The sequence below is a fragment of the Falsirhodobacter sp. 20TX0035 genome, assembly GCF_028307215.1.
GTDB lineage: Bacteria > Pseudomonadota > Alphaproteobacteria > Rhodobacterales > Rhodobacteraceae > Falsirhodobacter.
The window spans coordinates 83,544-102,762 of sequence record NZ_JAQMHV010000012.1 but is presented as its reverse complement, the minus strand read 5'-3'; the positions used below and the strand labels follow the sequence as shown (position 1 = coordinate 102,762).

The window sequence follows — 19,219 nt, the reverse complement described above, 5'->3', positions numbered from 1 at the left end:
CCTTCCGTCCCAAGCGTCTCCGCTTCGGTGAGGCGGTATCTACGGAGACTCAGACGAACCCGCAAGAGAGAAAATGCACCTTTTCGAAGTTTCGTACAAAAAGGTACGAAAAACCGTTACGGACGCCTCCTACCGTTCGCGGCCGCCTACTCCATCATTTCACGAAGGGCGTGGGAGAGGAGCGGGTCCACCGACAGGTCCGCGCGGATCAGCCCGTGGCTCCACCTCTGACGGGATCGCGGCGCGTGCCAAGGGGGGCAGTCGATGACCGGGTACCAGCACAGGCCCTGAACATCGGCACCACGGCGTCGGGCCACCTCCATCTCCTCCAGCACGTGGCGCAGCCAAGCGCCCTTGTGGAAACCGGGGTAACGGTGGTGGTGGACCGGGTGGCCGTCATGCCAGCTGGTTTCCGACACCATCACCGGCTTGCCATAGCGGCGCCATGTCTTCATCAGCACCTTGGACAGCGCGGTCCGCGCTGTGTGCGGGTAGTAGTTCACGCCCACCACATCCACGCCCACGGCGGCCACGATGGCGTCCGTCGCCTCGAACTGGCGGTGGCCGATGCCGATGATCGGGTCCGTCGTCAGGATGCCGACGTCCGGATGATGGTCGCGCGCGACGCGGGCCATGGTCACGGCCATCTCCACCGCCTCGTGCCGCGATAGGCCGGCAAGGCGGGGATAGAGCGAAGGTTCGTTGACCGGGCACAGCCACAGCCGCCCCGACCCGTTGATGGCCAGCGCCTGCTCCGCCACCTGCCGCGCCCAGTGCACCGGATCGGGATTGCGGTGATAATGGGACAGGTCCCAGATCACCTCCACCCCCGCGTCGCGCGCAACCCGCAGCCGGTCGCCGATGTCATGGCCCGGCACCAGCCCGTCGCGCAACGTGACCATCCCATGATCGCGCACGATGCGGAAATGCTCGGCCATCCGGTCCTGTGGCCGGTGGCCGGTGGTGACCAGAAGGTCGTGGCGGCCATGATGAACAAGGCCGCATTCGAAGCCCGCGATCACCCGGCTTCGGAACAGGCGGTGTTCGGTCTTGTGCATGACTTCGTCCATAGGCCCGCAGGACGCGGGATGGCAAGGTGCGCGCTTCGCTAAAATTGCCGATATTCCCTCCCGCCCTCCGCGCGCGATCTTCAACCCCCGGAAAGAATTGGGGGCCCAAACCCCTCGGCATCAGGATTTGCGATGTCGAAGGGACGACGATGACCGACCATTCCAGCCAGGCCGCGGGTTCGTGGGCCTACCGCTTCTACGACCACGACTTCACCTCGGCCGACGGGCAGGCGGACGCGATCACGTCGGGCACCCTGTCGGGCCAGGGCTATGCCAGCAACTTCGAGGTGGATGCGCTGGCCAAGTCCGTGCGCGGCACGGACACTGATCCCAACAATTTCGGCGTCGTCTACACCAGCACGCTGAAGGTGACCGAAGGGGGCACCTACACCTTCGACACCGCGTCGGATGACGGCTCGCGCATCGTGATCCGCGACGCGGACGGCAAGGCGCTGACGTGGCACAATGCGGACGGGCAGGACAAGGCGTTCCTTGACAACGACTATCACCAGGGGATGACCACCCGCAGCGGCACGGTGGAACTCGCCCCCGGCACCACCTACACGATCGAGGTGGTGTATTGGGAAAACGAAGGCTCCAACCTGCTCCACGCGCATCTGAGCGGTCCAGATACCGGCGGCCGTCAGGTGGATCTGGCCACAAGCAAGATGATCGGCACGCCCCCCTCCCCCTATGAGGTGACGATGCCGGACGGCCAGCACGTCCTGGATATGGGGGATGAGACGGGGTTCCGCACCGCCATTACCCAGCGGAACGCGGCCACGGGCGCGAAATCAGGCACCGTCACGCTGGCCGACGGCACGGTCATCCCCTTCAGCAACGTGGATCAGATCATCTGCTTCACCCCCGGCGCGAAGATCCACACGCTGGGCGGCACCCGCACGGTGGACAGCCTGCAGGTGGGCGACATGGTGGTGACGCGCGACCACGGCCTGCAGCCCATCCGCTGGATCGGCCGTTCCACCGTGCCGGGCACCGGTCGATTCGCCCCGATCCGCCTGCGCCCGCGCGCGATCCCAAACCTGACGGAAGACCTCCTCGTCTCCCCCCAGCACCGGATGCTGATCGAAGGCTACCGCGCGCAGCTTCTGTTTGCCGAGGATGAGGTGCTGGCCCCCGCCCGCCACATGGTCGACGGCCACGCCGTCACGGTGGAGGAGATGGAAACGGTCACCTACATCCACCTGCTGTTCGACCGGCACGAGGTGATCTGGGCCAACGGTGCGGCCACCGAAAGCTACCATCCCGGCGGCTTCAGCCTGGACGCCCTGCAGGCCCCCGTGCGGGAGGAGTTGTTCGCGATCTTCCCCGAGCTGCGCGCCTTGCCCGACAGCTATGGCCGCACGGCCCGCCGCGTCCTGAAGGCGCATGAGGTGCGGGCCTTGGACGACTGACCCCGCGGCCGGAACAACCCCCGTTCCGGCACGTTGCGCCGTGGGCGACGCAGGGTCGCCACGGCAGGGACGGACGGCGGATGGACAACTTGGAAACACGCGCACGCAGCTTCGGCATCCAGCCCGACTACGAAGGCATGGGCGGCACCGTCCACACCGCGCCACGCCAGACGCTGGAGGCCCTTGTGCAGGCCTTCGGCGACACCCCCGCCCTTGCCACGCCGCACGAGTTGCGCGCCCCCGCCGGCGTCCGCTGCCATCTTCCCGAAGATGGCGGGCGCGTCTGGGGCGTCGCGCTGCAACTGTACCAGATCCGGTCGGACCGGAACTGGGGCATCGGCGATTTCGCGGATCTTGAGGCGCTGGCTGCCCTTCTGGGCGGGGCCGGGGCGGATTTCATCGGCCTGAACCCCTTGCACGCTCTGTTCCTGACCGACCCGTCGCGCCGCAGCCCCTTCTCGCCTTCGAACCGCCGCTTCCTGAACCCGATCTACATCGCGGTGGACCGGGTGGCGGGATATCACGACGGCATGGCCGACGCCGATCTTGCGGCCCTGCGCGACACGGACCTTGTGGACTATCCCGCGGTGACGGCGCTGAAGATGCGGGTGCTGCGGCGGATCTGGGACGCGCAAGGCCGCCCTGACGCCGCAGATCGCGACAACACGGACCTGAACCGCCACGCCCTGTTCGAGGCGCTGTCGGCCCATATGGTCGCCCAAGGCCACAGCGCCGGCTGGCAGGCCTGGCCCGCCGAATACCACGATGTCGCCGGCCCCACCGTCGCCGCATTCGCCCGCGAGCATGCCGCCGACATCGCCTTCCACCGCTGGCTGCAACAGGAAACCGACCGCCAGCTGGCCGCCGCACGCGCCGCCTGCGACGCGGCGGGGATGGGCATCGGCCTGTACCTCGACTTCGCGGTGGGGGAGGCGGCGGACGGGTCGGGCAGCTGGGGCGATCCGGATGTCATGTCCTCGGTCCGGATCGGGGCGCCGCCGGACTACTTCAACGAATACGGTCAGGACTGGGGTCTGGCGCCCTTGTCCGCCCTGCGGATGGCCGAAAGCCGCGCCGCCCCCTATCGCGGATTGATGGAACAGGCGACGCGGCAGGCCGGCGCCTTGCGGATCGACCACGCGATGGGCCTGTGGCAACTGTTCCTGATCCCCTACGGCATGGGTCCGGCCGAAGGCACCTATGTCCGCTATCCGATCGCCGACATGCTGACCGGGCTGGCCGAGGCATCGAACAAGAACCGCACCCTCGTGATCGGCGAGGATCTGGGCAACGTCCCCCCCGGCTTCCGCGACGTGATGGAGGAGACGGGCATCCTCTCCTACCGCATCTTCTTCTTCGAACGGACGGAGGACGGCTACATCCCCCCGCCCGAGTATCCGGCGCTGGCGCTGGCCTGTCTCTCCACCCATGACCTGCCGACCTTCCAAGGCTGGTGGATGGGCGACGACATCGCCCTGCGCGCCTCCCACGACCTGATCAGCGCCGAGGCAGCGGAGGAACAGGCCACCTCCCGCACGACCGAGCGGCAGGAACTGCTGGCCGATCTGATGGCAGCGGGCCTTCTGGAGGACAATACCGTCACGGACGGCCCCGCCTCGCCGGAGCTGGTGGTGGCCGTTCACCGCCACCTGGCCCGCACCCCCTCCCTTCTGTTCGCCGCCCGGCTGGAGGATCTGGTGGGGGAAACAAAGCCCGTGAACGTCCCCAGCACGCTGGACGAATACCCCAACTGGCGCCTGAAACTGGGCGTCACGCTGGAGGAGATGGAGACCTTCTCCCTGTTCGACGCCACAACCCGCGCCCTTCGCGCGGAACGTCCGCGCGCGTAACGGAAAAGGCCGCGGATCCCGCGGCCCGTCTTTTCGATCAGCTCAGCCGGGCCGGTTCGGCGGGCTGGCCCAAATAGCGGCTCGCCGGTGGCAGGCCGATCCGCGCGAAGCCGTTTGCCAGTTCGTGCAGCGCCTTCCGGAACCGCAGGCCCGCACCGGCCGGCCCGTGCCCTGCGACGACCACGTCCGGTTCCAGCGCGGCCAGCTTGCGCACCGACGCCTCTGCCGCCGCCCAGTCCGAGGTGAAATAGGCCGGCGGACCATGCAGTTCGGGCGCCTGAGCCACGGCATCACGCAAGGATTCCTGCTGCGTCGTGGTGAAGGCGTCGCCCGCCACCAGCACGCGCGTGCACTCTTTCCAGAAGGAGACATGCCCGGGCGTGTGCCCCGGCGTGTGCAGCCAGCCCCACCCCGGCAGCATCGGCAGGGTGCCGTCGGCCGGAAGATCCCGCACCCGTGCGCGCAACCGCACCGGCCCACGCGGGAACAGGGGCGACAGCGTGGCCATCGTGCCGCCCCCCACCTCAGGCGCGGCCGGGGGATAGGACGCGTCGCCGTCCAGATGCGGACGTTCCAGCGGATGGGCATAGACCGGCACGTCCCAGTGGTCGGCCAGCACCTGCAACGCGCCCACATGGTCGAAATGCGCATGCGTTAGCAGGATCGCGACGGGCGGGCGGCCAAAGCGATTCTCGGCCGCGCGCAGGATGGCGGGGGCGCAGCCGGGCAGGCCCGCATCGATCAGAACCCAGTCGCCCGCATCAGGGCGGCCGATGAAGGCCACGTTGACGATACCTGTCCGCAGATAGGCGAGATCGGCGGCAACCTCCGTCACGCGGTCCATCTTCACGCCGGTCAGCGCCAGCGACGGCAGCGCCACGCCAGGCGCGGGCAAGGGCGCGGCCAGCGCCGCCGCCCCCAGGCACAGCACGCCATAGCCGCCCATCGCCGTGCGCAGCGCCCGGCTGTCCTGCATGGCGGCGGCGACGCAGAAGGCAACACCTTGGGCGGCGTCCAGGACCCGATGTTCGTTCAGGTTCAGGCCGCCCGCGTGCCGCCCGTCATATCGGGTGAAGAGGCTGTAGGCGGCCAACCCAAGGGCTGTCAGCCGCAGCGCCCGCCCCGTGGCGGGCGACATGGGCAGGACGGCCGGCGCCACGGCCAGCGCCGCGACAGAGGCCGCGTCCAGACTTGCGTGCAGGCGGGGCGGGATCATGCGCGCCTCCGGACAAAGCGGGGGGCCTGTGCGGTCATCGGGAACATGCGGTCATCCTTTCGCGTGGCGTCCTGTCTGAAAACCGAACCGCAGGGCCGGAAGGTTGTTCCGTCCGCATCTTCGCCTTGTCACCGGGGCCGGCTTGTCCGACAACATGGGCGGGGATCCAACGGGGGGAACACGGGATGAAACTGCTGTCCATCGGCGAATGCATGATCGAGATGTCCGGCACGGGAGAGGCGGGCGTCTTCCGCACGGGCTTTGCCGGCGACACGCTGAACACCGCCTGGTATCTGCGCGCGCTGCTGCCCCGCGACTGGACGGTCGGCTACCTGACCGCCGTGGGAACCGATCCGCTGTCCGACCGGATGCTGGCCTTCATGGAGGAGGGGGGCCTCGACATCTCCCACATTCAGCGGCACCCGTCGCGCGTGCCGGGGCTTTACATGATCGACCTGAAGGACGGCGAACGCAGCTTCACCTATTGGCGCGACACGGCGGCCGCGCGCACGCTGGCCGATGACGCGGACCGGCTGGCGGCGGGAATGGCGGACGCGGACGTGATCTACTTTTCCGGCATCACCATCGGCATCCTGACGGACGCCGCGCGGGCGACGCTGTTCGAGGCGCTGGCGGCGCGCCGGGCGGAAGGCGCGCGCATCGTGTTCGACCCGAACCTGCGGCCGCGCCTCTGGTCTTCGCCCGAGGCGATGTGCGCCGCCACGACCGAGGCCGCGCGGCTGGCCGACATCGCCCTCCCCTCGCATGACGACGAGGCGACGTGGTTCGGCGACGCCGACCCCGATGCGACCGCCCGCCGCTATCGCGATCTGGGCGCGAGTGAGGTGCTGGTGAAGAACGGCGGCGCCGAGATGGCGCTGGCGGTGGGCCATGACCTGCGCCCCCTGCCCGCCATGGACCGCGTGACGCCCGTGGACACGACCGGCGCGGGCGACAGCTTCAACGGCGGCTATCTGGCGGCGCGGCTGACCGGCGCCCCGGCCGAGGATGCGGCGCGGCGGGGGCACGCCGTCGCGATGAAGGTGGTGGGGCATCGCGGCGCGCTGATCCCGCCGGGGGAACTGGCGGGCCTTTAACCCCGCCCCGGCGTGCGCTTCTGGAACACCCGGTCCTGAGAACCCGACAGGTGGGCGCGCATCAGGCGGCGGGCCGCCTCGGCGTTGCGGTCGCGGATCGCCGCGAAGATTTCCGAATGCTCCAGAAACACCTGCGACAGGCCGGACGTCTCGCGTTTCACCGACGCGCCGTGAAAGCGCATCCCGGCGGCGATGTGATCCTCCAGCGCCTCCATCGCGGTGGCGAAATAGGGGTTGCCCGACAGGGTGGCGATCGCGACGTGGAACTGGAAATCCGCGTCGGCCCGGTGGGACTGGCGGTTCGTCGCGTCGCGCATCAGGTCCAGCGCTGCGGCCAGCGGGGCCAGATCTTCGGGCTCGTGGCGCAGGGCGGCGCAGGCGGCGGCCTCCGGCTCCATCGTGAGGCGGAATTCGTAGCAGTTCAGCAGGTCGGCCACGTTTTCCAGCGACCCGAAGCCCAAAGGCTGCTTCAGCCCGATGGCGCGCACGAAGCTGCCCGCGCCCTGCCGGGAATAGATCAGGCCCTGATCGCGCAGCCGGCGCAACGCCTCGCGCACGATGGGGCGGGAGACTTCGAATTCCGCCGCCAGCTCATGCTCGGTCGGCAGACGTTCGTCGGCCTGGTAGGCGCCGGACTTGATCGCCTTCAGCATGCGGTCGAAGACGATTTCCGCCAGGCTCTTGCGGCCGGATTGGGGGGCCATCTGCATCTTAATCCCCGCGGATCATGCGGACAAGGCGGACGAGCGTGTCCTCCGGACCAAAGCCGCCGGATTTCGCCACGATGGTCAAGTCCCCTGCCCGTGCCACGGGAAGGCCGGGCAGGACCTCTCCCAACAGGTGCAGTGTGCGGATGCCCTGTGCGGACAGCACCGCCTCGGCCGTGGCGCCGCCGGTCAGGAACAGGGTGTCGGGTGTGGGCATGGCGCGCAGACTCTGGGCGAGGTTGGCCGCTACGACCGTTCCGTCCACAGCCTCGTTCCCCTGCGTGGCCTGAATCAGCGTGATGTCGGCATCCTCCGCGTCGGGGATGACGCCGTTCGGGGCGGCCAGATGCGGCACGCCGTCCAGCGAGGCCACCTGCGCCATCGTGATCGGATCGCGCGATCCCACGATCAACAACGCGCGGGGGCCGGGGAGAGTCGGCGCGGTTTCCTCCCCCTGCCCCGTCATCCGGATGGCAAGCGCGCGGGCCAGACCACGGGCGCCGATCAGCAGGGCGTCGCCCGCATCCTGCAGGGCAGCGTGCAGGTCGTCGTCGGTCAGAGTGTCGGGAACGACCGCGGGGCGGCCCAGCGGGGGGGCCACGGGAATGGGCTCCGCCACGCCGAAGCCGCAGACACAACCGTTCTGCACCACGCGTCCGAAATCTGGGATGGCGGGCGCGGCCAAAGCGGGTCCTTCGGGAAAGGCCCCCAGTTCCGCCGCGATATTGCCCTTCAGGCGCGAATCCACCTTCTTGAACAGCCGCGTGCCGGGGGGCAGTCCGGCTAGCGCCGTCGCCACCGCCGCGCGGGCCGCATCCGCCGGAACCTCGCGCGACCTTGTGCTGACCGAGATGACCTGCGCGCCGCTGGCCACCGCCTCGGGCACGACCTCGGCCGACAGCGCCACCTCCACCCGCAGGCCGCGACCTGCAAAGGGGGCGGCGGCGTCCAGCGCGCCCGTCAGGTCGTCGGCGATAATGGCAAGAAGGGGCGGGGCGGGACTGTGCATGGGCCTTCCTTATCCCGCGCCGCCGGGCGTTTCCAGCGGCGCGCGTCGCCCGTCAGAGGAGCGCGTATTTCTGCAGGATCGCGATGATCTTGCGGTCCTGTTCGGCGTCGGGCAACAGCGCGGGCTGCCGGCTGGCCCCCACTGACGGGTCCATCAGGTAGAGCGCCCGCTTCACCAGCGCGGGCGGATAGCCGAGGCCGTAGAGATCCTTGCGGAAGTTGCCGAAGATCTCCTGCTGACGCTCCGCCTCGGCATGATCGCCGGCGTTGTGGGCGCGCAGCAGGGCGGCCAGCACCTCGGGCAGCACGTTGCCGAGGCCGGAGATGCAGCCCGCCGCCCCGTTCATCAGCGACCAGTGCACCAGATGGTCCGGGCCGGAATAGACGGCAAAGCCTGGCTTTTCGCGGCCCACCTGAAGATAGGCCTCCAGCGTGTCCTGCGCGCCGCCGGAATCCTTGATGCCCGCGATGTTGGGGTGATCGGCCAGCGCCTTCGCCGTGGCGGGCTCGATATGGTTCTGGGTGCGGGCGGGGATGTCGTAAAGATAGACGGGCGTGTTTACCGCGTCCGCGACGGCGGTGAAATGGCGCACCAGCCCGTCCTGCGTGCAGGCGATGAAGAACGGGGTGATGACCGCGATCCCGTCCACGCCGATGCGGTCGAACGCGCGCGCCAGCTTCACCGTCTCATACGTGGCGGGCATGCCGGCGTTCACGATGACCTTGGCGCGGCCTCCCACCTCGGTCACCACGGCTTCGGTCAGCGCCACCTTCTCGTCAAAGGTCAGGGCGGTGAAATCGCCGTTGGTGCCCGCGCACATGATGTTGTTGCCGGCCTCCACCTGACGGCGCACCTGACGGCGGGTGGCGTCGTAATTGATCGTCTCGTCATCGTGGAAACAGGTGACAAGGGCCACGAACGCGTCTTGGGTCATCGGATGTCCTTTGGGATGGGTCCCGGGCGTGGAGGTCGCCCGGGATGGGGTGGATCACTTGAACCCGATCTGCGACAGTTGCAGCTGCGAATTCGTGGCGATCGTGGGCTTGAAATCGAGGTTCTCGCCGACCCGCGTGAACCCGACTGTGTGGAAGAGCGGGATGTCCGCCGCGATGTCGGTGTAAAGATAGGCGATCAGTTCGGACCACAGCTTCGCCCGTTCCTCTCCCGTGGCGGCCGAGGCGGCGGCGATCAGCTCGTCGGCCTTCGGATCGTGGGTGCCCGACTGGCGGCCTTCGCTGTCGTACTTGAAGAACATGGTGAAGACGGGGTCGCCCTTGTCGTTGTCATGCATCGCCATCAGCATGTAGGGGCCGGCGCTGGTCGGGAACGGGCGGGAGTAATACTGCTCGTGCTCCGCCACTTCCAGGAACTGCAGCTCGATGTTGAAGCCGGCATCGGTCAGCATCTGCTGGATAGCCTCGCCCACCTCGGCCACGGCGGGGAAGTTGCCGGTGCGCGCGATCAGCTTGATGGGCGTGTCCACCGGCACGCCATCGGCGCGGGCTTCCTCCAGCAGGGCTTTCACGCCTTCGGGATCATAGGCGGTGGGCTTCACGTCGGGGTTCCAGCCGGCGGTCGTCGGCGGCACCAGCGCGGTGGCCAGCAGCGTGCCGTCGGCCATGACGGTGCCGATGAACGCTTCGCGGTCGATGGCCATCTTCAGGGCCTTGCGCACCCGCAGGTCGTTGATCGGGGCCACCGTGTGGTCCAGCCGGATGTAGACGGTTTCGGAGTTGAGGTAGCTGAAATCCGTCGCCTCGTTCGTGGCGTCCAGATCGGCGATGGAGGGGGCGAGGTCCGCTTCCCCCGCAGCCACCATGGCGGCGCGCACGGACGGGTCGGTCCGGAACAGGTAGGTGGCCGAGGTGACCTTCGGCTCTTCGCCCCAATAGCCGTCGCGGCGGGTCAGCACGATCTGCTGGCCGGGGGACCAGTCGGTCAGCGCGTAAGGGCCGGTGCCGACGGGCTGGCGCGTGAACTCGATCGGGGTTTCCGACGGCACGATCGTGACCAGCGACAGCAGCAGCGGCAGGATCGGCTGCACGGGATCGGCGCTGAAATCGACGGTATGGTCGTCGACCACCGTCGCCTCCACCGTCATGCCGCCGAAATAGCGGGGCGTTTCGCAGCTGATCTTGTCGCTCATCGCGCGGTCGAAGGAATGCTTCACGTCGGCCGCGTCGAAGGCCGACCCGTCCGAGAAGGTGACCCCGTCGCGCAGGTGGAAGCGCCAGCCGCCGTCATCCTTCTGTTCCCAGCTTGTCGCAAGGCGGGGGATGACGCCCTGACCGTTCCGCGTGTCGTATTCGGTCAGCGTTTCGTTGATGTTCTGCAGGATCACCCGACCGATGTTGGAGCGGGTGGCCATGCACGGCTCCATCAGGTCCAGTTCCTCGCTCAGCACGATCCGGATGTCGGTGTCGGCGGCATGGGCGGGCGCCAGTCCCGCGGCGAGCATCAGCGCGCCAAGCGCAAGCGTTCTCTTCATCACAAACCTCCCCAGGGTGATGGGGCACGGGCGTGAAGCTCCTCCTCCGACCCTTCCCCATCTGTTCGTCGAAGATGCGGCGGCGGTGTCATGTTGTCAACATAGGTTTTCAGGCCGTTCAATGACACAGAAAATTACGCAGTTAATACCGTATGTTATGGATGTATTATTCTACTTATACCTTTTTATTTCGGATCATGCAACTTGACAACCTTGAAGAGGGGGCCGACTGTCTTGGGAAGTTCAAGGGGAGGATTCCATGACGCCGGACCAGATCGGGGAGGCGATGACCGGGCAGGTCACGCCCGTGTCGCCGGGGCGTGCGGAGGGATTTCTGCCCTCGCCCATGATCCAGAACCACGCCTCGTTCCTGTCACTGATGCCGGACGGCGCGCTGCTCTGTGTGTGGTTCGGGGGCACGCTGGAGGGAAAGTCCGACATCTCCATCCATGGCAGCCTGCTGCCGGCGGGCGGGAACCAGTGGGGCCCGGTGAGGGTGCTGAGCCACGATCCCCACCACTCCGAACAAAACCCGGTGGTGTTCCACGCGCCGGACGGGCGGATGTGGCTGTTCCACACCTCCCAGCCCTCGGGCAACCAGGACGAATGCCGCATCCGCATGGCACCCCTGACCCGCGACGCGGGTGGGGTGACGGCGGGCGAGGGGCGGTATCTGGACCTGCCGCGCGGTTGCTTCGTGCGCGGTAGTGTGGTGGTGCGCGACGATGGCGCCTGGCTTCTGCCGATCTTCCGCTGTGCGTCCCGTCCTGGGCAGAAGTGGAACGGCAGCCATGACGACGCCGCCATGGGCATATCGCTGGACCAAGGGCGGACGTGGACGCTGGAGGCGGTGGAAGGCTCCATCGGTTCGGTCCACATGAGCCCGGTGCCCATGGACGGCACGATCCCCGCCTTTTTCCGCCGCCGTCAGGCCGACCACGTCTTCCGCAGCGAAAGCGCCGATGGCCGCCGCTGGTCCGCGCCCGAGGCGACGGATCTGCCGAACAACAACTCCTCCATCGCCGCGACGCGGATCGCGGACGGGCGGATCGCGCTGATCTGCAACCTGTCCTCGGCCGCAACCAGTGCCGACCGCCGCGCCTCGCTTTATGACGAGCTGGGCGAGGAGGATGACCGTCCCGACGCCGATCCCACCGGCGGCTGCGTGCCCGTCTGGGGCGTGCGGCGCGCGCCGGTGGGCGTCTGCCTGTCCGCCGATGGCGGCCGCACCTTCCCCGACCGCCTGATCGTGGAGGACGGTCCCGGCACCTGCACGTCGAACGATTCCACCGACGGGCGGAACAAGGAAATGTCCTATCCCTGGCTGCTGGAAGGCCCGGACGGGACGCTGCACATCACCTACACCTACCACCGCCGCGCCATCAAATACGTCCGGCTGTCGCCGGGCTGGGCGGCCAATGCGACGAGGCTGGCATGAGCGACACCATCGGCATCACCATGGGCGACCCCGCGGGCGTCGGCCCCGAAATCAGCGTGAAGGCACTGGCGGAAATGTCGCCCGCCGACCGCGCGCGCACCCAGATCTATGGCAACCGCGCCACGCTGGAGGCGGCGAAGACCGCCATCGGCTGCGCCGTGGAGCTTGAGGGCCACGTGGTGGACCTGCCGATCGAAGGCGCCCCCCTGCCTTGGGGCCAACTGTCCCCCGTGGCGGGAGACGCAGCCTTCCGCTTCATCGAGCAGGCGGTGCGGGACGCGCAGGCGGGCAAGATCGGCTGCATCGTCACCGCCCCCATCAACAAGGAGGCGCTGAACGCGGCAGGCCATCATTACGATGGCCACACCGGCATGCTGCGGTCGCTGACCGGATCGCAGGCGGCCTACATGCTGCTGGCGTCGGAACGGCTGAAGGTGATTCACGTCTCCACCCACGTCTCCTTGTCCGAGGCGATCCGGCGGGCGACGACGGAACGCGTGCTGGCCACGATCCGCGCCGGGAACGCCCATCTGAAGCGCATTGGCATCGCCAAGCCGCGCATCGCGGTGGCGGGCATCAATCCGCATTGCGGCGAAAACGGGTTGTTCGGGACCGAGGATGTGGACCAGATCGCCCCCGCCGTGGACGCCGCGCGGGCCGAGGGGATCGACGCGTCGGGACCCATCTCGGCCGACACCGTGTTCCACCGCGCGCATTCGGGGGCCTTCGATCTGGTGGTGGCGCAGTATCACGATCAGGGGCACATCCCGATCAAGCTGGTGGCCTTCGACACGGCGGTCAACGTGTCGGTCGAGCTGCCGATCGACCGCACCTCGGTCGATCACGGGACGGCCTTCGACATCGCGGGCAAGGGCATCGCGAACCACGGCAACATGAACGAGGCCATCGCCTATGCGCGCAAGCTGGTCGCGGGGAAGGCAGCATGAGGAACATCACCATCCACCTGCCCAAACGGCTGGAAATCGGGGCCGGCGCCTCAGCCCGCGTGGGGCAGATCGTCGAGGCCGAGCGGATCTTCGTGCTGGCGACCCCGCACACGGCCGTCTTCGCGCAGAAGCTGGGCCTGACCGGGCAGATCACCGTCTTTGACGACCTGCCGGGAGAGCCGGACATCGCCTGCCTTGAGGCGGCGCTTGCGGCCGCCCGCGCGGCCCGTCCGGATCTGGTCGTGGGTTTGGGCGGCGGGTCGGCCATGGACGTGGCGAAGCTGGTGGCGGCCCTTTGGGACGGCGATCAGACGCTGGCCGAGGTGGCGGGGCCGAACAAGGTCGCCGGTCGCCGCACGGCGCTGGTCCAGGTGGCCACCACCGCCGGCACCGGGTCCGAGGCCGGGATCCGCGCGCTGATCACCGATCCGGGCGCGGGGGCGAAGATCGCGGTGGAAAGCCCGCATCTGATCGCGGATCTGGCGGTGCTTGACCCGGTCCTGACCTTCAGCGTGCCGCCCGCCGTCACCGCCGCCACCGGTATCGACGCCATGGCCCATTGCGTGGAAGCGTTCACCAACATCAACGCCCATCCCGTGATCGACGGTTTCGCCCGCATGGGCATCGACCTCGTCGGTCGTTTCCTGAAGCGCGCGGTGCAGGACGGCACGGACACCGAGGCGCGGGAGGGGATGATGCTCGCCTCCTTCTATGGCGGGATCTGCCTTGGGCCGGTGAACACGGCCGCCGGCCACGCGCTCGCCTATCCCTTGGGCACGCTGCTGCACCTGCCGCACGGGTTGGCCAACGCGATCATCTTCCCACATATGCTGGCCTTCAATGAATCGTCGGTGCCGGACAAGACGGCCGAGGTCGCGGCGGCGCTTGGCCTGTCGGGCGATCTGGCCAAGGCGGCACACCGTTTCTGCGAAGATCTTGGGGTGGAGATGCGCCTGTCGGCCCATGGCGCGACCGAGGACCAGCTGCCGCGCTTTGCCGCCGACGCCCACGCCATCCGCCGCCTGATGAACAACAACCCGCGCGAGATGAGCGTGGAGGACGTGCTGGCCATCTACCGCGCGGCCTTCTGAAACGCATGCTGGTCGGGCGTCAGCCGTCCGACCACAGGCTCGACAAGGGCACCGCGAACAGCTTTTCGCCGAACGGCACCACGCGGTCGCCGTCATACAGCACCACGCCTTGCACGAAGCGATCCTCCAGCGCGATGGCGAGCTTGCGCAAGCCCTTGAAATCCTCGGCCCGCACGGTGGCCGAGGCCTTGATCTCCACCCCCGCCACGGTGCCGCGGCGGGTTTCCAGAACGATGTCGACCTCGGTCTGGTCCTTGTCGCGGAAGTGGCTGAAGGCGGGGCGTTCCTCGCTCCATGTCGCGATCTTGCGCAACTCGGCATAGATAAAGGTTTCCAGCACGGCGCCGAAGGCGGGCCGGTCCTGCGCCGCGCGGTCGGGCGACAGGTCGCGCAGCGCCGCCAAGAGACCTGAGTCCAGGAAATGCAGCTTCGGCGACTTCACCAGCCGCTTGATGCGGTTGTTGAACCAAGGCGGCAAGGTGTCCACAAGGAACAGGCTTTCGAACAGGCGCATGTATTTCAGGGTGGTGACGTGGTTCAGGTCCACCTGCGCGCCAAGCGCGGAGGCGTTCACCAACTGGCCCGAATGTTCGGCCATCATCCGCAACAGGCGCGGCAGAAGGCCCAGCTTGCCAATGTCGGCGATGTCGCGCACGTCGCGCTGCACAAGGGCGTCGACATAGTTCAGGTACCAGTCCTGCCGTCGGGTCCAGCGCGGACGCGCCACCGCCTCGGGATAGCCGCCGCAAAGCACCATCTCCACCATGTCGGGGCCGAGGATCAGGTCGCCCACCGTGGCGGGGCGGCCCGCCAGCAGGTTGTCGAGGAAGCTGGACTTCCGGCCCAGGATCTCGCCCCGCGACAGGGGCAGGAGAGGGATCGTCTCCATCCGTCCGGCCAGCGAATCCGCCACCTTCGGCAGCGTCATCAGGTTGGCCGATCCGGTCAGGAGGAAGCGGCCGGGGCGGCGGTCGCGGTCCACCTCGGTCTTGATGGCCAGAAGAAGGCCAGGGGTCCGCTGCACCTCGTCGATGACGGCCCGGTCCACACCGCGCAGGAAGCCCGCGGGATCGGCGCGGGCGGCCTCCAGCGTGGTGGGATCGTCCAGCGTGAAGAAGCGCCACCCTTCGGCCGCCAGCGCTTCGGCCAGCGTCGTCTTGCCCGACTGGCGCGGGCCCGAGATCAGGACGACGCGCGTGTCCTTCAGAGCCTCGGCGATGCGGAGGGCGGCGTGGCGTCGGTACATGGCAGAACCTTTCAGGCAGGGCGGCTGTTTGAAATTAAGGTATCGTCCATTTGAAAGTCAAACACCGTCCGATTGAAATCCGAAGGACGGCCGATCTCAGGGGCAGTTTGCAAACTCCCCCCTCTTGCGCGTTTCCCACACCGGAACGTGAAAAAGCCCTTGCCCGAATCCGAATTCTCCACCATTCACTTACGGCAACAAGCAGATATCACGAGTTCAAGCGTAACACACGCTGAACCACAAGGGGCGAAGATGAAGCGTCAGGAACGAATCGACGTTCTGGTGGGGGAACACGCCCAGCGGCTGTCCGAACGGCTTCAGGCGCATCGTGAACAGCTTTTCCCCCCGGACGCCAGCAAGGAGTTGCGGAAGTTCACCAGCGGCGAGGTCGCGGATCTTCTGGGCGTCAAGGACGCCTATCTGCGCAAGCTGCATCTGGACGGCCGCGGTCCCAGCCCCGAGACGCGGGCCGGCGGGCGGCGCTACTACAGCCTGTCCGACGTGCAGGAGCTGCGTCAACTTCTTGAAAAGGGGACGAAAACCCCCGGAACCTACATTCCCGGGCGGCGCAACGGCGATCATCTTCAAGTCATCACCGTCATCAACTTCAAGGGCGGCTCGGGCAAGACCACGACCGCGGCGCATCTGGCGCAAAAGCTGGCGCTGGACGGCTACCGGGTGCTGGCGGTGGATCTGGATCCGCAGGCCAGCTTTTCGGCCCTGCATGGATTCCAGCCGGAATTCGACCTGATCGATGGCGGCACCCTCTACGATGCGATCCGCTACGAAGACCCGCTGCCCCTGCGCGACGTGATTCGCAAAAGCTACTTCCCGGGGCTCGACATCATCCCCGGCAACCTTGACCTGATGGAGTTCGAGCACGAAACCCCACGGGCGCTGGCCGAACGGTCCGCTCAGTTCTTCTTCACCCGCGTTGGCGACAAGCTGGCCGAGGTGGAGGAGGACTACGACGTCGTCGTGATCGACTGCCCGCCGCAGTTGGGGTATCTGACCATGTCCGCGCTTTCGGCCGCCACGGCGGTGCTTGTCACCGTGCATCCGCAGATGCTGGACGTGATGTCGATGTGCCAGTTCCTTCTGATGACCTCCAACCTCCTTGGCGTCGTGGCCGAGGCGGGGGGCAACATGAGCTATGACTGGCTGCGCTACGTGGTGACACGGTACGAGCCGGGCGACGGGCCGCAGAACCAGATGGTGTCCTTCATGCGGTCGATGTTCGGCGAGCATGTGCTGAACCATCCGGTGCTGAAATCCACCGCCATCTCGGACGCGGGCATCACCAAGCAGACCCTGTACGAGGTGGAGCGGGGCCAGTTCACGCGGTCGACCTATGAACGCGCGATGGAAAGCCTGAACGCGGTGAATGGAGAGATCGAGGCGCTGATCCAGCAGGCCTGGGGCCGGAAAGGGGTGACATGATGGCGCGCAAGGATCTTCTGAAGGGTCTTCTGACCCCCTCGGCCACCCCCCCTGCCCTGTCGGCGCAGCCGCGGGTGACGAAAGGGGCGATCGGCGCCGTCAGCCAGTCCATTGCGGATCTGCGCAACCGGTCGGTGATCGAGGTTCCGGTCGACATGATCGACCATGCCGGCCTGCGCGATCGTCTGGATGAAGATCCGGACGGCATCGCGCTTCTGGCGGAATCGATGCGCGACTATGGCCAGCAGGTCCCCGTGCTTTTGCGCCACTCCCTCAATATCGAAGGCCGGTACGAGATCGTATATGGCCGCCGCCGGGTGGCCGCGATGAAGCTGCTGAACCAGCCCGTCAAGGCCATGGTGAGGGAGCTGAACGACCGCGACCTGATCGTGGCGCAGGGGCAGGAGAACACGGCCCGCAAGGACCTGTCCTTCATCGAGAAGGCGAACTTCGCCCGGCACATGCGCGACAGCGGGTTCGACCGCAAGGTGATCTGCGACGCGCTTCAGATCGACAAGACATTGATTTCACGCATGTTGTCGATCGCGGACGCCATCCCCCCTGCCCTTCTGACCGCGATCGGCGCGGCCCCCGGCATCGGCCGCGACCGGTGGCTGACGCTGGCCAACCGCATCAAGGATCAAGAGGTGCAGCCCCTTGTGGCGGCAGCGAAGGGAGATGCCTCCGACGCTCGGTTCGAGGCGGTTCTGGCCCATGTCAGCACCCCACCGAAACCTGCAAAACGTCCCGTTCTGGCCGGCGCTGATGGCGCCCCTCTGGGGGACGTCCTGCGCGGGGCCAAGACGACCACGTTGAACATCGCGCGCGACAAGGCAGACGGCTTTGACGACTGGCTTGTCGCGAACATGGACCGAATTCACCGCGACTGGCTGTCCAGCCGGGGCGAATGACCGCAACACCAACACAGGAGGCACGACCAGAGAGCGCAAAAGAAAAGCCCCCCAGGACATGACATCCCGAGAGGCCGTTTCGTCGATCTAAGCACTCGCACGTAACGGCAAAAGTTGACAGCTGTCAACACCCGTCTGTCCGACGGACTGAATTTTGCATCTTCGTGATCGCAGATGAAGCATATTTCCACGACGCCTTTCGGGCGGCGTCCGGCTGTGGCTGCCCTTTCGGCACATCGCACGCTGGCCGATGCCCCCTGCCCCGCCGTTTCGGTCGACAAATGGGCGCTGTTGCGCGACCTCGGGATTGCCCGAAAAAGCTTCGGTGTCAGCGACCGGGACCTGCACGTGCTTCAGGCGCTGCTGTCCTTCCTGCCGACGCCCGAAATGGCGGCCGACGGGCCCACCATCGTCTTCCCCTCCAACGCGAAGCTGGCGGAGCGGCTGCACGGCATGCCGGAAAGCACGCTGCGGCGCCATCTTGCGGCCTTGGTGGCGGCCAGACTGATCCTTCGCCACGACAGCCCCAACGGCAAACGCTTTGCCCGGCGTGACGCCAGTGGCAACCTGTCGCGCATTTTCGGCTTCGACCTGCGACCACTGCTCGTCCGGTTTGAAGACATCGCCGCCGCGGCACAACAAGCCCAGGAGGAGGCCGAGGAACTTCGCCTTCTGCGGGAAACCGCTGTTCTGCACCTGCGCGACGTCACACACATCTTCGGCAAGGACCGCCTTTCACCGGAGGCTCTGGACCTTCATCGCCGCCTGCGTCGCAAACTCTCCCTGCCCGAGATGCGCGATCTGTCGATGGAAGCCGCCCATCTGGCCCATCAAGCACAGACTGGCCTACCCCGCGACGCAACACTTTCGGGCGCCAATGACAGCCAGAATGAGCGGCACACACAGAAATCAAACATAATCCTTCCTGAATCTGAACCTTGCACAGAGAGTGCCACATCCAGCCCGTTGCACCTGGACCAAATCCTGTCCGCCTGCCCCGACAGCCGGGATTACGCGGAAATGCCGATCACGACCTGGCGGGGAATGGTGGCAACGGCCCAATCGCTTTGTTCCATGATGGGCATAACGGCGGAGGTCTGGCATCAGGCGGAACGGGTGATGGGGCCAAGCCAAGCCGCGACAGCGGTGCTCTGCATCCTGCAAAGATTCGGCCGGATTGCGAAACCCGGGGCATATCTGCGCACGCTGACGGCCAAAGCAAGATCGGGTAGCTTCGACGCCGGGAGCATGGTCCGCGCCTTGATCGCAAAAGGCGCAGAGGTGGCGAGTTGAC

General features: G+C 67.2%; 16 protein-coding genes. 9 read left to right on the top strand and 7 right to left on the bottom strand.

The genetic code is table 11. The features are described from left to right. Window positions 1-146: 146 nt before the first annotated feature. A complete protein-coding gene (locus tag PIJ50_RS12950) occupies window positions 147-1,058 on the bottom strand; it encodes a glycosyl hydrolase 53 family protein (RefSeq protein ID WP_271975855.1) in 912 nt (303 codons plus the stop codon). A 161-nt stretch (window positions 1,059-1,219) separates the two neighbouring features. On the opposite strand from PIJ50_RS12950, the gene PIJ50_RS12945 reads away from it, so the two are divergent. Both PIJ50_RS12945 and malQ read left to right on the top strand, forming a co-directional pair. After that, window positions 1,220-2,485, top strand: a complete 1,266-nt coding sequence (locus PIJ50_RS12945; RefSeq protein ID WP_271975854.1) for a Hint domain-containing protein — start codon at window positions 1,220-1,222, stop codon at window positions 2,483-2,485. Between the two features lie 80 nt (window positions 2,486-2,565). Then, a complete protein-coding gene (gene malQ / locus PIJ50_RS12940; protein ID WP_271975853.1) occupies window positions 2,566-4,335 on the top strand; it encodes a 4-alpha-glucanotransferase in 1,770 nt (589 codons plus the stop codon). A 37-nt stretch (window positions 4,336-4,372) separates the two neighbouring features. Here the strand turns inward: malQ and PIJ50_RS12935 are convergent, their stop codons facing one another. Beyond that, window positions 4,373-5,551, bottom strand: coding sequence for an MBL fold metallo-hydrolase (locus PIJ50_RS12935; protein ID WP_271975852.1), 1,179 nt, complete (start codon window positions 5,549-5,551; stop codon window positions 4,373-4,375). Window positions 5,552-5,736: 185 nt separating this feature from the next. Here PIJ50_RS12935 and PIJ50_RS12930 point away from each other — a divergent pair, with 185 nt between their 5' ends. Beyond that, entirely contained in the window at window positions 5,737-6,648 is a 912-nt protein-coding gene (locus tag PIJ50_RS12930; protein WP_271975851.1) for a sugar kinase, read from the top strand. Here PIJ50_RS12930 and PIJ50_RS12925 read toward each other — a convergent pair. From PIJ50_RS12925 to PIJ50_RS12910, 4 genes are read right to left on the bottom strand one after another with little or no spacing between them, the layout of a single operon-like run. Beyond that, window positions 6,645-7,358 (bottom strand): FadR/GntR family transcriptional regulator, encoded by a 714-nt coding sequence (locus PIJ50_RS12925; protein ID WP_271975850.1) that lies wholly within the window; start codon window positions 7,356-7,358, stop codon window positions 6,645-6,647. The two genes, PIJ50_RS12930 and PIJ50_RS12925, sit on opposite strands and share 4 nt — an antisense overlap. Window position 7,359: 1 nt before the next feature. After that, the gene (locus tag PIJ50_RS12920) at window positions 7,360-8,364 is read right to left on the bottom strand and encodes a four-carbon acid sugar kinase family protein (RefSeq protein ID WP_271975849.1); all 1,005 of its coding nucleotides are present in this window, start codon (window positions 8,362-8,364) and stop codon (window positions 7,360-7,362) included. A 52-nt stretch (window positions 8,365-8,416) separates the two neighbouring features. Beyond that, on the bottom strand, window positions 8,417-9,298 hold the full coding sequence (locus PIJ50_RS12915) for a dihydrodipicolinate synthase family protein (RefSeq protein WP_271975848.1): 882 nt from the start codon (window positions 9,296-9,298) through the stop codon (window positions 8,417-8,419). Between the two features lie 54 nt (window positions 9,299-9,352). Then, window positions 9,353-10,852: an ABC transporter substrate-binding protein gene (locus PIJ50_RS12910; RefSeq protein ID WP_271975847.1), complete on the bottom strand. Its 1,500-nt coding sequence runs from the start codon at window positions 10,850-10,852 to the stop codon at window positions 9,353-9,355. 259 nt (window positions 10,853-11,111) lie between these two features. Between PIJ50_RS12910 and PIJ50_RS12905 the strand changes: the two genes are divergently transcribed. The 3 genes from PIJ50_RS12905 to PIJ50_RS12895 are packed head-to-tail and all read left to right on the top strand — an operon-like array spanning window position 11,112 to window position 14,328. Further along, window positions 11,112-12,290: a sialidase family protein gene (locus PIJ50_RS12905; protein ID WP_271975846.1), complete on the top strand. Its 1,179-nt coding sequence runs from the start codon at window positions 11,112-11,114 to the stop codon at window positions 12,288-12,290. Beyond that, window positions 12,287-13,237, top strand: coding sequence for a 4-hydroxythreonine-4-phosphate dehydrogenase PdxA (gene pdxA / locus PIJ50_RS12900; RefSeq protein ID WP_271975845.1), 951 nt, complete (start codon window positions 12,287-12,289; stop codon window positions 13,235-13,237). The genes PIJ50_RS12905 and pdxA overlap by 4 nt, the downstream gene beginning before the upstream one ends. After that, window positions 13,234-14,328 carry an iron-containing alcohol dehydrogenase gene (locus PIJ50_RS12895; RefSeq protein ID WP_271975844.1) on the top strand — a complete coding sequence of 365 codons (1,095 nt, stop codon included), beginning with the start codon at window positions 13,234-13,236 and terminating at the stop codon, window positions 14,326-14,328. The genes pdxA and PIJ50_RS12895 overlap by 4 nt, the downstream gene beginning before the upstream one ends. A gap of 19 nt (window positions 14,329-14,347) precedes the next feature. On the opposite strand, the gene PIJ50_RS12890 is transcribed toward PIJ50_RS12895, so the two are convergent. Continuing rightward, window positions 14,348-15,574, bottom strand: coding sequence for an ATP-binding protein (locus tag PIJ50_RS12890; protein WP_271975843.1), 1,227 nt, complete (start codon window positions 15,572-15,574; stop codon window positions 14,348-14,350). Between the two features lie 252 nt (window positions 15,575-15,826). Here PIJ50_RS12890 and repA point away from each other — a divergent pair, with 252 nt between their 5' ends. The 3 genes from repA (at window position 15,827) to repC (ending at window position 19,218) form a co-directional block, all read left to right on the top strand. Further along, complete coding sequence (gene repA / locus PIJ50_RS12885) at window positions 15,827-17,014, top strand: plasmid partitioning protein RepA (RefSeq protein WP_271975842.1); 1,188 nt, start codon at window positions 15,827-15,829, stop codon at window positions 17,012-17,014. After that, a complete protein-coding gene (gene repB, locus PIJ50_RS12880) occupies window positions 17,014-17,925 on the top strand; it encodes a plasmid partitioning protein RepB (protein WP_271975857.1) in 912 nt (303 codons plus the stop codon). Before repA ends, repB begins: the two co-directional genes overlap by 1 nt. Before the next feature lie 174 nt (window positions 17,926-18,099). Beyond that, on the top strand, window positions 18,100-19,218 hold the full coding sequence (gene repC, locus PIJ50_RS12875; protein WP_271975841.1) for a plasmid replication protein RepC: 1,119 nt from the start codon (window positions 18,100-18,102) through the stop codon (window positions 19,216-19,218). Window position 19,219: the final 1 nt, after the last annotated feature.